The sequence below is a fragment of the Aequorivita vladivostokensis genome (genome assembly GCF_000952855.1).
Lineage (GTDB): Bacteria > Bacteroidota > Bacteroidia > Flavobacteriales > Flavobacteriaceae > Aequorivita > Aequorivita vladivostokensis.
Map to the genome: position 1 here is coordinate 313,248 of NZ_JSVU01000003.1, position 15,820 is coordinate 329,067.

The window sequence follows — 15,820 nt, forward strand, 5'->3', positions numbered from 1 at the left end:
GAAAAAGGGGAAGGAACCATTTAGTTATTTATATTGTTTTACGCACCTTCGGCGTATAGGTTTTTATTTATTGTTTTTAATATTTCTTCTAGGTTGTTTTCAAATATTTTGTCAATACGCTTAAAGCCTCCTTCTTCTTTAAAAGGATTTTTGTCTAGGTCTTCTTTGGTAAGGACAGTTTCTGCAATTAGTTGGGCGTGGAAGCGTTCCAGCCATTTTTGTTGGATTTTGTTCCAAGTTCTCATTGCATACACTTTTTGAAAAGCGTTGTCAATTCTGTCTTTGTGTGCGACCAAATGCACATCTAAAGCCAAAGTGCGAATATAGGAAATGATGTCCGCAGCTATGTCTTCATTTTTGGCATTTTTCCAAGCGGTATGTAATGTTCTGGCATTAAAGCCTTCTTGGTCCAAAAGAAGTTTTAATTCTTTAAGAGATTGTCTGTCCAAAGAAGTAGGTCTATTGCATATTATTTGAATAGCGGCTATTTTATTGCGGTTTTCTTCTATGAATTTTTTGAAATTTTCTATATAGTCTTCTGGTTTTTTGGCGTTTCCATAATCGCGTTCAATACCGTAAAATTCATCTTCGTGTTCTGAAACCAATTGATGTTTTGGACGATATACTTTAGTATCTAAATAGTTCCAAAGGGAACCATAACTTTGTATTATTTGCTTTGCTTCGCTAGCTTTTATTTCCTTTAATTTTTCAATGAACTCTTTTGGTTCAAGACCATCTGCGGCATACATAAAACGCTCTATATCGTTTTCTTCAATCTTTCTTCTCTTCCGCTGTAGTTTTGCAATAATTTGTTCTATCTGCGTTTTTATGCGCTCATCGCTTTCAATATGGTCAAGCTCTTCAGCCAATTGCACAAAAGAAGTGGAAGGTTTTTCTACGGAAGTCATTTGTGTATAATCGCCCAAAGCTTCGTGTACCCGCACGGCATCATAAATATTAAAGTACTCCTTCCCTATTTCATCACATTTTCTGGTGGCACGGCCTATCATTTGTTCATACAAAATACGAGAGCCTACTCTGCGAAGGAAAACTAAATTGCATATTTTCGGCACGTCTATTCCAGTTGTCAATAAATCTACCGTAACGGCTATGTTGGGATATTTTTCGTTTTTAAATTCCTTTGTGAGTTGTTCCGGGTCGTAAACATTGCCTGTTATTTTTTGGATAGCATTTTGGTGTACATCCATACCAATTGCTGCAAATTCTTCTTTCAGTATTTTTACAATCGTATCCGCATGGGAATCCCTTACCGCAAAAATGAGGGTTTTCTCATCACTTTCAGGGTCTAAGTGCTGCACCAACTCTTTGCATACAGTTCTGTTGAACGATTCGGTGAGCACTAGCTTATTGAATTGTTCAATTTCAATTAAAAGGTCATCTTCCAATTCAGCGAGCTCTTCAATTTTATTGGTTTCAGGATTAAAAACTTTAGGCCGTTCGCCCTTCTTCCAAAGAATTCCTTCTTCACTCAAACGGGTTTTAATTCGATAGGGTGGCTCATGGTCTGCCAGATAACCCTCTAATACTGCTTGCCTATAAGAATAACTGAATACAGGTTTTCCGAAAATCTGAGTGGTATGCAAGGCGGGGGTTGCGGTTAGACCAATTATATAAGCATTGAAATATTCAATCACCCGTTTGTATTGGCTTACATAGTCGTCCTGATCTTTAAATTGAAGGTCTTCATCCTCCATTTCTCTATCTAAATTATATCCTCGGTGCGCTTCGTCAATAATGATACAATCATACGTATCAATGGGCAAGGTATTGTCTTCTGAATAAAACAATCGTTTTACCATACTCTGCACGGTAGCAAAGTGCAATCGTGCTTCTGAATCTGGATTTCTTGTTTTTAATTCGTCTATGTGATAAACTTCCCCAAAGGTGTTTAGTCTTTCAATCTTGTTGTCTTTATAATTCCCTAGGGCCTGTGTCGCCAAGAGTCTTCTATCGGTAAGGAAAAGTATTCGTTTAAAACGGTTTGCTTTAATAAGACGATAGGTTAGACCAATAACGGTTCTGGTCTTACCTGTTCCAGTTGCCATCACCAACAATGAACGCTTATCCGTAGGTTCATTGATTAGTTTCTTTTCAATTTCTTGAATGGCTTCTATTTGATAGTCTCGTAGACCAAGACCATTTCTATCTTGAAGATAGTCATAATCACTCTTTTCAAGTCGATTGTTAACCTTATCTAAATCTTTTTCAAACAAGTCAATAAGACCTTGTGGTGAAAACCATCCTTTTAATGCTATTGCGCTGTTACGCTCATTGCGGACATCTAAAAACCAAATCCCACTCTTAGTCTTTATCTGCTCTAGGTATTCACGCCCATTCGTTGAAAATAGAAAGGGCGCTTTATAGTTATTCCATTCGCTAAGAAATAGCATATCCTCTTTTTGTTGAAGTCGTTCCGCATAGATTTTAGATTGTCTTAAATCTGTGGATATGTCGCTTGCATATTTTTTGGCTTCTACAATTCCATAGAGTGTTTTTCCAATAAACAAAGCATAATCTGCCCATTTACCATCACAAGGCCATTCGGCAATTGCCATCATTCTGCCTTTTTCCGGAAGGGTTTTATTTGATTTATAATTTAAAGTCTCCGTATTACATTCCCATCCAGATGCACGCAGTTGCGGATCAATCAGAATTAGGCGTGTGTCTTTCTCGTTTAAATCGAGATTCTTAGCGATGTTCTCCCCTCTTCGTTTACGGGCTTCAGCAACTTCTTTGCTCTGGTTTAGAGTTTCAATTTTGTTTTTATAATCTACAACTTGTTTTGAAATTACTTCCAACTGCGCGGTTAGCTCTTCTACGTTATTTTGGGTTCTTTCAGGAAGATGATATTTCTTTTGTTCAACGTAATCGTTATTGTAGGTTTCATAAAACCATTTTGCTAACTGGAAGCTTTTTTTAAGAATAAAAAGTGCTTCTTCTTTTGAACCTGTTCCATCATGACTTGCCCTGTTCCCAGATGTACGAATTGTATGGAGAATCCCTTTTACAATTTCTGGAAGAATGTTTTTGTAATAAAGTTGATTGATTCTGTCAACCTGAGTTCCATGCAAATCTCCCATTTGCTCAAAGTCCCAGATCAATATGCTAATTTTTTCGGAAAATAGACGAGTCTTAGAAAGTGTGGAACTTGGATCAATATGAATCAATTCCTCAGCAATCTCACAGATAGTGAATAATTCCGGGTAGTCTTTTTGGAGAAACGAAAAACTGGAACTCATTAATCTTGTAAAATTGGTTAGTTAATTCCTCAAATATAAAACAATAAAAATCCATCCCACTACGGAAATCCGCATTGGCGACAAATTTTCTGGGGAGAACTCGAAAGATAAAATATTTTCCCTTTAAGAAAAATTTAAGATGTAGATAATCGATGAAATATGCCTCTGTAATTGCGGGAAGACTGAAAGCCAACAGATTGCATTTTTACCGCTTCCGTGGCTCCTTTACCACATCTATGGATTTGCCTTTTAGCCAATTTTTCATTTCCGGGGTGGGCTGGTAGTTGATGTGGAACTTTTTTATCTCGTGCGGCCGCAACAATTCAGGACTGGGCTGGGGGGTGCTTTTAAAGCCCATCTTAAAGCGGCCAATGTTTTCGAGATTGATCACGTGGCCGTCTGCCAGCAGCTCCTTCATCTTATCGCCAAGGGCGGTGAGCACCGCTACCACGTCGGGCCGCTTTACGGTGCACTCATTGCTTATCAGGTAACTGAGCCGTTTAATATCTATCTCGCCCGTGCCAATGGCCTGCATGATGTAGTATTCCTGGCCCTCGGGGCCAATGTTGTCCTTGCGTTTGGTGATGCGGTATTTGAGTGCCATGAAGATTGCTATTGAGTGAATGGTTAATTTCTAATAAAGCTCAGGTAATTGCAATGCAAAACACAGTTAGTTGCGTTTGCATCGCCCGTTTCTTGTAGCTAAAAGTAATATAATTATTGGAATAAAATTATAAAATTGTTGTGGTGGAATACTATAATTCTTGATAGGAAATTATATAATTTTTCACGAGGCTGTTTTTGGAGGAGAATAGCAGCCCAAGCGTGCGGTAGTAGCAAGATACGTATAAAATTGAAATGGATGTTGGTTTCTTATTATTTATTGACCTAATTTTTTGAGCCATCATTTTGGAGTCAAAACGAAAATGAAATCGAAATCGAAATCGAAATCGAAAACGAAAACGAAAACGATATTGAATTTGAATTTGAATTTTAATGAAATGACTGAGATGAAAATAATGAGTCTATCGGGAAAGACGAGGGAAGAAACGCGGGGCAATCGCGCACCAACGGGGGCTTTTATCCATTTGTTAAAAACTCACTTTTCGCAGTATTTTTTATAAGCCCCTAAAATATAGTCCCAACCCTGTGCGCTGGCCATCATTTCGCGATATTCAGCTGCTCCCTTGCCGTGGTTTTCAAAATTTCGGTGTTCAAAATATACTTTTGCTCCTTCGCCATTTTCCGAAAATACAATTTCAATATCACTTGCCTTTTCCGGATCGGGAACGGGTTCGCGGGTGGGGCTTATCTGCCATTTTAATTTTATTTTTTCGTTTTCTTCTAACTCAGTTACGCGCCCCCAATCACAACGAAAGCCGTAAGGCCCTATTTCGGTACAGAGCCCGCCCTTTTGCCGGTCAATCCGAATTTCCTTGAGTTTGTCCTGCGACCAAGTGTATTCCTTTGGCCACCAGGCGTTGAGTTCGTTTAAAAATTTTTGGAAGGCCTTATCCCTTGCTATTCTAAGATTGAATTCCCTGCTTATTTTTTCCATTGTCTAAGATTTTGTTTTGTAAACAGTCTTTCTGTGGTTTAAAATTAATAAGGTGAGGATATAAATCAAAACGATGCCAAAGGGAATTGCTATAAACCTATATTCGGGCAGTAAGTACCAAAGGGCGAGTACCAAAATAGTTCGGATGAGGGCGTGAAAAATGCCGACCCAATGCTTTACGATCCAGGAAAACGGCAACCACATAAGTCCAGTGAGTATGCCGACGGTAAGGGGAAGAGAGGTATAGTCTATCAAAAAGAAGGGGATGGCAATGGAGTAAACAAGGATGGCCTGCCCAGCAGTATAAAGAAAAAGGGTATCGAATTCGTTTTTTGGCCTGCTCTTGTCGAGAAAGTTTTCGCCTGTGAATTTTGAAAGAAACAGGCCGAGATATACTATACTTCCCGTTCCAATAAATACAGCCCAAACGGCAATAAAATCGGAAAAGAAAATGCCGGTTGTGCCAATCAAGGCCCAAATAATAAGACCGGCCAAGGGAGTAGCTAAAAATTTTTGGTTGATAAATTCAAGGCGCTGTTGTTCTAAGGTTCTATAGTCCATGGGTGCAATTCCGTCTATTTTAGTACTTATTTGAAGATTTAAATTTATTAAATATAATAATTATCCAATAGGAACCGCACTTATTAAGTTTAAGGTAGAGGAAACAGGCTCACTAATTTATACCTATGAAATTCTGGATCTTGTGATTTTGATGTAGATAAAATGAAGTTGGGAAGTTTAAGATACGCAATTCATTAAAACTCAACTGCCGTCGACGGACACACTTATGAAAGTATCGAAGGATTGTGGGTTTTCTGAAACTTTAGTCTTTACAAGGGTCTTTTATGAGAGGCTTTATTGCTATTTGTAAATTTTTCAGGGGCCTACGGTATATTCTCGAGGCTTGTACAATGGGTTTAAAGCGCGACCATTGCGCATATATAAAGATTTGATTTTGCCCTGTTATTTGTTTTTCGGTTGATAATACAGAATTATAGCTCCATTCTTAAAAGTTTTGTTCTTAACGAGTTTAAAAATAATCCTGTTGTTTATGTTTTCAAACAACCGCAAACCCTTTCCTTCGACCAGGGGATGAATGCAAAGTTGGAATTCATCAATCAATTGAAGGTGCAGCAATTGGATAATCAAACTGCGGCTGCCCACAAAGATATCCTTTCCCGGTTGTTGCTTGAGTTCCAAAACCTCCTCTTTTAGGCTGCGTTTGGCTATTGTGGCACTTTTCCAAGTTACATTTTTAAGCGTACGGGAGAAAACTATTTTTGGAATTCTGTCAATAACTACGGCAAAATCATGCATCGATTTGTTCTCGGAAGGATTATCCAGAACCGTCCGCCAGAATTCCATAAGTCCATACGTAATCCTGCCGTACAGGATTGCATCTCCCTGCGCTAGAAGTTGGGTATAATGTTGATGTATTGCCTCATCAGGAATACCGGCAGTATGGTCGCAAAATCCATCAATTGTCATATTTAATGCTGCAATTATTTTTCCCATCGACTTATAGTTTTTTGTAGATATTCTTGGATGACCGCAAAGATTCGTTTATAAAAAAGCGGGCGATTATAAAGCATTAAACTTCCTGAGAAGCACAAAGTATGGTATGTGCTAAAGGACTTAAGCTAAGGGCTAATTGGCCTATTTTTATACCTGTTGAGCGTTTGTGCTTAGTTATCAATCCGGTTTTAATGGCGCGCCTACTACCAGCATATCGTGGTCCTTAAAAACTTTTACGACTTCCTCTTTTGAAGGGGGCGAAGTCCATTGGTCTGTTACCTTAAAAAAGGCCTCCATTTTTCCCGCGGGCAGGTAGGAAACAATCATTTTTCCTTTTTCCGATAATTGGATAAAGGCGTGCTGCACCTTTCGGGGCAGAAAAATGGTGTCGCCCGCTTTCATTTCAAATTTATCATCGCCCACTTGAAACAGGTATTCGCCCTCCACAACGTAAAACCATTCATCCTGAAAAGGATGGATATGCAGGGGCGGGCCACCTTTGGGGGTAAGTCCGGTCTGTTCAAAAACGGCCAGATCGTTGTCGGTATCGCTTCCCGATATCTTTATACCCAAAATATTCAGGGTTACGCCTTTCATCTTGTAATGCTTGCCAAATCTCGCTTCCCCTGAATTTACCTTAAAGCCTTTATTGGTACGCATATCAAATTTCCAAGTTACAGGTTTGGCGATAAGGGAAAGTGGCAGGGCGGCAAGTAGGGTGACTAATAAGTGCCTTCTTTTCATTTTCTATCATATTTGTTACTTAAAGTGTTGGACTTTCGGATTTTCTTATAAAAATAACGAATTTAAAATTCAGAAAATACTGAAATGAATGGGTTTTTTGCATAATGGGCAAGGTGTCTGTACTTGGAAAGTTGCGTGTAAATTAGCACGAACCGTTCGGTTTAACATAAACCCTAAATAGACAATGGGCAAAGGACTTCCCCTGTAGGCAATTGGAGCGTTTTTATTGAAGAGGTTGCTTAGGGGAAGGAGCTTTAATATATAATTATAGGATAACAACAAAAGCTCCCCGCCCTGAAAGGGAGGGGTGTCAACTTTAGTTGACGGGGTGGGTAGATCAATTAAAACAGAGAGACAAAACCCCTTCCGGCCGCCGATCACAATCCGTTTTTTGATCGGATAAATTCCGGCGGCCACCTTCCCCTTTTTTTGAGTTTAGGGGTTTTATTGAAGTTTTTTACTTAGGGGAAGGAGCTTTTTGGGTCAATGACTATGCCCCCCACCCCCTTCTTCCTGCAACAGCACAAACCCGCCCTTGGTCAAAAATTTCGTATCTGGTTTAAATGCTTCGGCGTTTTCAATGGCGGTGAACCCTTTATAAGTGGGGCCTATCTTTACCGCTACGGGAAGGATTTCAAATTCGTCGGCAGTTTCATTTTCAATTTTTAACACGTAGTGTTTCCCTTCCATTTCCACCACGGCGTTTTCCGGAAGCGCCCACTGGTCTGAAGTGCCCGTAACAATCTGCGCCTCCACAAACATTCCGGCAGTGAAGTTTTGCTCATCCTTTTCATCTATATGCCCGTGGACCAAAGAAGTTCTGTTGTTCGGGTCAATGGAAGTTCCCACTAAATGTACCTCGCCCTTAAAAACTTCTTTTGAGGCCTCAGGCACCGTGAATAAAATGTCCTGTTTCTTTTTAAGCTGTAGGAGATCTTTTTCAAAAACCTTTAATTCCAAGTGGATATGGTCTGTATTCATAATTTCCATAATCTTATCGGCCGGGGAAACGTAGGTACCCGTGTTTACAAAAACCTGGGTCACGTTGCCGTCTATGGGACTGTAAATATTTACAGCTGAAACGATATTTCCCGCTTGGACCGATGCTGGATTTATATTCAACATTTCAAGGTTTTTCTTGAGGCTGTTGTAGCGCGCCAAATTGGATTTGTATTCGCTTTCGGCTTTTAGAAAACTTTTTTGGGAAGTGATTTTTTCATCAAACATAATCCGCTGCCGATCGTACTCCGATTTTAAATAGGAAAGCTGCTCGGCGGTTTCCAAATAGTTCTGCTGCATCGTTATAAACTCTGGATTTTCCAGTGTTACCAAACGCTGCCCTTTGGAAACTTTATTACCCACCAACAATGGGGTGTTTTTAATATATCCGCCCGCGAAGGCACTTATCACGGCCCGGCTCTGTGGCGGCACGTCAATAATCCCACTGGTCTGTACCGCAGTGGCAAAGGGCTTTTCGGTGAGTTGGCCTACCTCCATTTTTGCATTTTCAAACTGCGCTTTTGAAAGATGTACGATGTCATCCCTCCCCTCTGGGGAGGTTAGGAGGGGACTTTCTTTTTCGGAATTGTTGCAAGCCGCCAAAACTAAAGCCAAAAGCAACAAAATTGATTTTATATAGTTCATAACAAAGGTTTTATAGTATTAAATAATTGAGGGCGATGACCGCCTGGTTGTAATTGTTCAGATTTTGGAGGTATTGCAGTTCAATTTCATAGGCGTTTTCAAGGCTTTGGATGTATTGAAAGAAGTCAATCTCCCCATTTTTAAAACCGATATTTGCCGTTTTTAAAATTTCCTCGGAAAGGGATTTTCCCTCGGTTTCATAATAACTCAGTGCTTCTTCATATTTTGAAACCTCGTTGAGCAATTGAAGTTTTCGTGAATTGAGGTGGATTTTATAATCCTCAGCCTGCTGCTGGCTCACGTCCGCCGCAATTTTGGAAGCTTTTATTTTTGAGGCATTCCCGCTAAAGAGCAAGGGAATCTTAAGGCCAATTTGATAGGCATATAGATTTTGGCTCAAGCCCGAATTGCTTCCCAAGGAATAGGAAAGACTGATATCTGGTAACAAATGCTGTTTTTCAAGACTGCGCTTTGCATTAAAAAAATCTGTTCTATTTTCATAATAATCTATTGCTGGGTGCGCTTCCATACTTGAAAGTGAAAGTTTCAGTTTTTCCAAAGTTTGGGTTGAAACCTGCAAGCTATCCTGGGATTGAACAACTGCCTTCAAACGTTCCATTGCAATCCGCACATCTTCCCTACTCTGCCTATAATCGGTTTCCAACTGTCGCTGTTTGGCGCGGGCGGTTATTTTTTCAAGATAATTGGTTTCCCCCAGCTCAAAACGGCGTTGGGCGGCGTGGGCAAAATTCTGATAGAGGCTGTCCAGACTTTGATATACACGCTCCCTGTTTTTTTCAAATTGATATTGGTAATAGGCCGCCGCCACCATGCCTTCGGTGGTTCGCTTTTGCAGGTTGTATTGGCTGCTTTGCATCTCGAACTGCAGCTTGTTGACGTTCCTTTCGGCGAAATAAACCGTGGGGAAAAGAAAATCCTGTTGCACGCCAAAAACTTCGAGCGGCTCGTTGTTTGGTCCTAAATCATTTTCATTGAATTCATAAAAGACCGTAGTTTTATCAAAACTGAAAGCACTCCCTATCAAGGCGTTTGCTTCCTCTTTCTGAAGCGAAGCGGCTTTTAGGCCAGCATTGTTTTCCAAAGCTATTTGCTGTAAGTCTTCCAATGTTTTGGGCGACTCCTGCGCCATTCCCGAAAAGCCAAGCAAGAAAATAAGTATGGCCACAGGCAACTTTTTAGTTTTTCTTTTTAAACTGATTGTTTTTTTATCTGAATCAAAAATTGAATAGAGCACCGGCAACACAACCAAGGTTAAAATGGTAGCGGTTATTAAGCCGCCAATAACCACGGTTGCCAAGGGTCTTTGCACCTCAGCTCCGGCGTTGGTGGAAATGGCCATCGGCAAAAACCCAAGGGCGGCAGCCGAAGCGGTCAAGAGCACGGCCCGCAGTCGGTCTTTTGTTCCCTGTACTATCAGTTCCTTTTTATCTGTCATACCTTCTTTTTTGAGTTCCTTAAAATGTTCTATCAACACTATCCCGTTGAGGACGGCAATCCCGAAAAGGGCAATAAAACCAACCCCTGCCGAGATGCTAAAGGGCATATCGCGAAGCCAGAGCAGCAACACGCCGCCCACTGCCGCCAAGGGTATGGCGGAATAAATCATCAAAGCCTCCTTGACCGAATTAAAGGCGAAATACAGCATCACGAATATCAGCAGCAAGGCCACGGGTACCGCTATCAGCAGGCGGTCCTTGGCGCTTTGTAGGTTTTCAAATTGCCCGCCGTAATCGATAGTGTAGCCCACGGGCAGCTTGATGTTGGCGTCAATCAATTCTTGTACGTCGTCCACTACGCTCTGCAGATCGCGGCTCCGCACGTTGATGCCCACTACTATCCGGCGCTTGGTGTCGTCGCGTGAGATTTTTGCCGCGCCTTTTGCGTATTTAATTTCCGCGAGTTCGCGCAAGGGCACTTTTTCCCCGGAAGGAGTATCTACATAGAGGTTTTGCAGGTTTGAAAGGTCGCGACGGTTGTTTTCATCCAGCCGTACCACGAGGTCGAAGCGTTTTTCGCCCTCAAAAATGCTGCCCATGGATTTCCCTGCAAAGCCCATGGCAATCATTTCGTTTAAATCTTCAATGTTCAGGCCATAGCGGGCAATTTTGGCACGGTTGAAAGTTACGTTCATCTCGGGCAGGCCGGCTACTTTTTCCACAATAATATCATCTGCGCCTTCCACGTTTTCCACAAGGTTTTTTATTTCGTTGCCAAGGCTGCTGAGCAGGTCGAGGTCTTCCCCAAAAATCTTGATGGCGATATCGGCGCGAACCCCTGTGATAAGTTCGTTAAAGCGCATCTCAATAGGCTGGGTGAATTCCACTTCCATCCCGGGGATTATCGTGAGGGCTTCCTTAAATTTTTCCGCCAGCTCATTTTTACTCTTGGCAGAGACCCATTCCTTTTTGGGCTTTAGGGTGATGATTACGTCGCTTTCCTCCATAGACATGGGGTCGGTGGGCACTTCGGCGGCACCGATACGGCTGACCACTTGGTCCACTTCGGGGAATTTTTCTATAAGAATTTTTTCAATCTGGGTGGTGATGGCAATGGTATTGCTAAGGGAAGTTCCCGTTTTCAGCACGGGCTGGATAACAAAATCGCCTTCGTCCAGCGTTGGTACAAATTCGCCACCCATAGTTGAAAAAAGATAAATTGTTGAAGCTAGAATCAGTATTGCAACTCCCAATACCAACTTTTTAGCACCTAATGCCCAACGAATTGCCGGTTCGTAAAAACGATTCAAAAAAGCCATTAGTCTGACTGAAATATTTCTTTTTGAAGTTTTAGTGGGTTTTAAAAACAATGAGGCGGCCACGGGAACGTATGTAAAACAAAGCACCATGGCTCCAATAAGCGCAAAGCTGAAGGTCTGCGCCATCGGGATAAACATTTTGCCCTCTACCCCACTGAGGGAGAGAATTGGGATAAAAACAATCAAAATAATCAACTGCCCGAAAATGGCGGAATTCATCATTTTTGAGGAGCTCTTCACGGTAAGCTCGTCCTTTTCACTTTGTCTTTCCGAAGAAGGAAGTGCATTTAGCTTAGGCGCGTGCTTGCTGATTTTAAAGGCGACAAACTCTACGATGATTACCGCCCCGTCGATGATAATTCCAAAGTCGATGGCGCCCATGCTCATCAAGTTGGCATCTACGCCAAAGAGGTACATCATAGAAAGAGTAAAGAGTAGCGATAGCGGAATAACGGAGGCCACCACGAGCCCCGAGCGGAAATTTCCCAACAATAGCACTACCACGAAAATCACGATAAGCACGCCCAAAATGAGGTTTTCGGCAATGGTGAAGGTGGTTTTCCCGATGAGCACGCTCCTATCGAGAAACGGATTGATGTACACGCCTTCGGGCAGGGATTCGGATATTTCGGCCACCCGGTCCTGCACATCCTTGATAACCTGATTGGAGTTGGCGTCCTTTAGCATCATTACCTGGCCGAGGATTTTTTCGCCTTGGCCGTTGCCGGTAATGGCGCCAAAACGGGGGGCGCTTCCAAATTGCACTTTGGCGATATCCTTCACATAAATAGGAAAGCCGTTCTCGTTTTTTACCACTATATTTCGGATGTCCTCCAAAGAGGTAATCAAGCCTTCGCCCCGAATAAAATAGGCCTGGTTTTCCTTTTCAATATAACTTCCGCCAGAAACGCTGTTGTTCTTTTCCAAGGCGGTAAAGACTTCCGCGGCCGTGATGTTCATGGCGTTCAGCTTATGGGTGTTGATGGCCACCTCGTACTGTTTTAAATGGCCGCCCCAAGTGTTTACCTCCACCACCCCGGGAATGCCGGAGAGTTGGCGTTTAACGATCCAGTCCTGGATAGTGCGCAGTTCGGTGTCGGTATAGGCGTCCTCATAGCCCGGTCTCACGTCGAGAATGTATTGGTATATCTCGCCCAGCCCCGTGGTTATCGGGCCCATTTGCGGCGTGCCGAAACCTTCGGGAATGTTTTCGGAGGCCGATTTTATCTTTTCGGCTATGAGTTGGCGAGGCAGATAGGTGCCCATACGTTCCTCAAAGACGATGGTAACCACCGAAAGCCCAAATTTGGAAACGGAACGGATCTCGAGCACCCCCGGCAAATTTGCCATTTCCAGTTCCACGGGATAGGTGATAAACTGCTCCATATCCTGGGTGGAAAGATTGCGGGAAGTGGTAATTACCTGCACCTGGTTGTTGGTGACATCGGGCACGGCACCTATGGAAAGCTGCGTGAGCGAAAACACCCCAAAGCCTATCAGCAGCAGCGTAAACAAACCGATGATGAGTTTGTTCTTTATACTGAATTGAATGATTTTTGTTAACATAACAAATTATGGGTTTATCATCTTCAACATAAAACTGTTGAAAATCGAAATAATAAAAATTGATACTGACCGCTTTTAAAGCGATAAATGGTGGCCTCTAGAAGAAATTGGAAATAATTATTTCCAAGAAAGGCCTATTTAGTTATGCAAACTTAGGTGGCTGAAAAATTGAGAATTTTTCAAGTGAGGAGTATAGATTTTGATAGTGGAAGGTGTGCGATTGCCGTGCATGTATTTCCACCTTTACAATAGAAATTTCAAAAGGAACCAGCACCACATCTGTTGAAAGATGGTGGCAGGAAATATGCTGAAAAGGTAATTCTTCATGCTCCTCGTCTTCCTCATTGTGATTTTTCTGGTGCTCCATTTTTAAGGAGCCGTAGTGTTTTTCAACGAAATTGAAGAAATCGTCGCCGTAATTTTTAGAGTGGTATTCAGCGTGCTGAACCAAGCGCCCAAGCAGAAAAATATCTTGCATGCCAAAACCTACGCTTTGAAAAACGACAAGCAAGGAAAATGATATGGCAAACAGTGATTTCATTCAAAAGGTAAAATTAGTCAATAATTATGAAAAGTAGGCGCATAGAAATAAGATTACTTGTGAACTTCACGCGTACCCCCATGACCTCCGGCCACAATGAGCAATACTTTAATGCTTAAAAAAATAAACTTAAAAAATTGGATGATGGGGTTCATCATCACAAAACGTTTGAATTTTGATATTCTCTGTGTCATTTCTTATTATTTATTTTTATTACTATTATTATTGGTTCTTGAATACTACCTATGATTCTCACTTTACTAACTACTGCCTAATGCCTAATTATTCAGGAATTAAATACCAAAAAGGTTTCATTTTGGCCTTGTAAATAAAGGCATAGTGCAGCATCAGTTTCAGCCAATGGCCTGCCAACCCGATTTCTCCAAAGGTTTTTCCCAGTTTTCTGCCCATGGTATCTGGATATTTTTTGTAATCTGGCACAATTGGAAAGGTAGTGATACTAACCCCACTGCCCTTTGTGATCCCAAAGCCCGCTGAGGCGATACAGGCCGCGCCCATATTGCCCATAGAGCCTTTGTGGTGCAAGGATTCCGTATTGTTTTTTATACTGTCTATAATATTGTCTGCAACCAATTTGGCCGTAATTCCAGAGGGCATCCCCGTTCTTGGTGGCGCTGGAAAGATTTCGGTGCCATTTGGACTTTTGCGGGGCTTGGAAATGCTATGCGGTGGCGCAAAAGCAATGCCCGGAGCAAAAATATTTTTATAGCTTGGGTTTTGATAAGTTTCGGGCCAATCCTGTACGGTCCAATCCTCATAAGGTTTTGGCGCGTAGTCTGCATCCACTATCATAAACCCTTTAAAAAGTTTCTCCGTAATGTCGTTATTGTCTTTATCGAAAGCCTTGAATCCGTGGCCCGAAAAGGATGGAATCAGCATCGCAAAATCGTATTCAATGGTTTTATATTCCCCGGTCAAAGTTTCATAATGTGCAAGTCCGTCTTCAATTTTATTTACGCCAGCGCCCAGAATCCAATCGATATTGCGATCTTCAAAAACCATCTCGACCATTTCGTGCGATTTCATAATGTTGCTGCCGTAGCTTAGCAACATACCGTCCATTCCAAAGTCTCCCAATTCATATTCGTTGGAAATCCAAGTGATTTTAGCTTTGTCGCGAACCTTTTGACGGCGAAGCTCCTGTTCCACATTCAATATATATTCAAAGGCAGCACCTTGGCAGGTAGCCTTTGCGTGGCCTGTGCCGATAACAATTTTTGTCTCTTTACCCTTTTTCATTTCAGCAATTAGGGCCTGTAAACCTTCGTTGGCGTGGTCTGCATGGGTATAGGTACAAACCGAATACGTTTTGTTTGTTCCGGGATTCAATCCTTCAGTAGCCTCAAAATTGAGTTTGGGACCTGTGGCGTTTATCAGGTAATCGTAAGTTATTCTTTCGGTTTGGCCTCTTTTTTCTTCAGAAACATATTCAGCCACCACAAACGGATTTTCAGTTTCGCTATCGCCTTCGGGATAAAAGGAGGTAACTTTCGCCTGCTTAAAACCAATTCCTTTCTTTTTATATAAAGGTGCAAGCGGAAAAAGTATTTCCTTTGATTTCATTCGGCCAATGCCCACCCAGATGTTTGAGGGAATCCACTGATAATTGCTATTGGGCGAAACCACGATTACTTCGTGGGTCTTGTCCAGTTTTCTGCGAAGGTGTGAGGCAGCTACGTGACCCGAGATTCCTGCACCCAATATTACGATTTTTGACATTTTTCGAAGATTTTAAATGTCTAATTTACATCAATGAATAAAACCCTAAAATGATTTTAATCATATAAAATTGAGACAATTAGACTCTTCAAAATTGATTTTATTTATTTGAAAAAACAGTAACTTTTGTTACACAGCAGAAAAAACTTCTCCATTAAAGCTTTTTATCAAGTCCGTTTCTTATAATCTTGACAGCAATCAAACCGATAACAGCGCCTAATAGTGATACCGCCATATTAATTGCAAACAAAACAACATTTACGCCTCCAGATTCCATTATTGAAATAGGATCAAAACCAAGTTTTCCAAATATTTTAATAAAGAAAATACTGCCGAAAATTCCTGCGATGGTATTTGCTGTAAATCCCATTGTATATTTTTTCTTAATGGTGCCATATACATTAGCTCCAATAATGCCAACAAAAATGCTGATAATTGCAATGAGTGTATCTGTCATAATAAATGTATTTCAGAAC

At 41.5% G+C, this 15,820-nt stretch carries 12 protein-coding genes; all 12 read right to left on the minus strand.

Annotated features, from left to right (window positions below):
- Positions 1-38 precede the first annotated feature (38 nt).
- The 12 genes from hsdR to MB09_RS06450 all read right to left on the minus strand — a co-directional run bounded on the left by hsdR (position 39) and on the right by MB09_RS06450 (position 15,801).
- Positions 39-3,122: a type I restriction-modification system endonuclease gene (gene hsdR / locus MB09_RS06395; protein ID WP_407637641.1), complete on the minus strand. Its 3,084-nt coding sequence runs from the start codon at positions 3,120-3,122 to the stop codon at positions 39-41.
- Between the two features lie 343 nt (positions 3,123-3,465).
- A complete protein-coding gene (locus tag MB09_RS06400; RefSeq protein ID WP_045080050.1) occupies positions 3,466-3,864 on the minus strand; it encodes an HU family DNA-binding protein in 399 nt (132 codons plus the stop codon).
- A gap of 495 nt (positions 3,865-4,359) precedes the next feature.
- Positions 4,360-4,818 (minus strand): SRPBCC domain-containing protein, encoded by a 459-nt coding sequence (locus MB09_RS06410; RefSeq protein WP_045080052.1) that lies wholly within the window; start codon positions 4,816-4,818, stop codon positions 4,360-4,362.
- Positions 4,819-4,821: 3 nt separating this feature from the next.
- Entirely contained in the window at positions 4,822-5,379 is a 558-nt protein-coding gene (locus MB09_RS06415) for a DUF7010 family protein (RefSeq protein WP_045080053.1), read from the minus strand.
- A gap of 402 nt (positions 5,380-5,781) precedes the next feature.
- Positions 5,782-6,333, minus strand: coding sequence for a dihydrofolate reductase family protein (locus MB09_RS06420; RefSeq protein ID WP_045080054.1), 552 nt, complete (start codon positions 6,331-6,333; stop codon positions 5,782-5,784).
- Positions 6,334-6,510: 177 nt separating this feature from the next.
- The gene (locus MB09_RS06425; RefSeq protein ID WP_045080055.1) at positions 6,511-7,077 is read right to left on the minus strand and encodes a cupin domain-containing protein; all 567 of its coding nucleotides are present in this window, start codon (positions 7,075-7,077) and stop codon (positions 6,511-6,513) included.
- A gap of 483 nt (positions 7,078-7,560) precedes the next feature.
- Positions 7,561-8,721: an efflux RND transporter periplasmic adaptor subunit gene (locus MB09_RS06430; protein ID WP_045080056.1), complete on the minus strand. Its 1,161-nt coding sequence runs from the start codon at positions 8,719-8,721 to the stop codon at positions 7,561-7,563.
- A 10-nt stretch (positions 8,722-8,731) separates the two neighbouring features.
- Entirely contained in the window at positions 8,732-13,063 is a 4,332-nt protein-coding gene (locus MB09_RS06435) for a CusA/CzcA family heavy metal efflux RND transporter (protein WP_045080057.1), read from the minus strand.
- 142 nt (positions 13,064-13,205) lie between these two features.
- Entirely contained in the window at positions 13,206-13,604 is a 399-nt protein-coding gene (locus MB09_RS06440) for a hypothetical protein (RefSeq protein WP_045080058.1), read from the minus strand.
- Between the two features lie 53 nt (positions 13,605-13,657).
- The gene (locus tag MB09_RS16145) at positions 13,658-13,798 is read right to left on the minus strand and encodes a hypothetical protein (protein ID WP_165586682.1); all 141 of its coding nucleotides are present in this window, start codon (positions 13,796-13,798) and stop codon (positions 13,658-13,660) included.
- A gap of 88 nt (positions 13,799-13,886) precedes the next feature.
- Positions 13,887-15,344, minus strand: a complete 1,458-nt coding sequence (locus MB09_RS06445; protein ID WP_045080059.1) for an NAD(P)/FAD-dependent oxidoreductase — start codon at positions 15,342-15,344, stop codon at positions 13,887-13,889.
- Positions 15,345-15,498: 154 nt separating this feature from the next.
- On the minus strand, positions 15,499-15,801 hold the full coding sequence (locus MB09_RS06450) for a hypothetical protein (protein WP_045080060.1): 303 nt from the start codon (positions 15,799-15,801) through the stop codon (positions 15,499-15,501).
- Positions 15,802-15,820 lie beyond the last annotated feature (19 nt).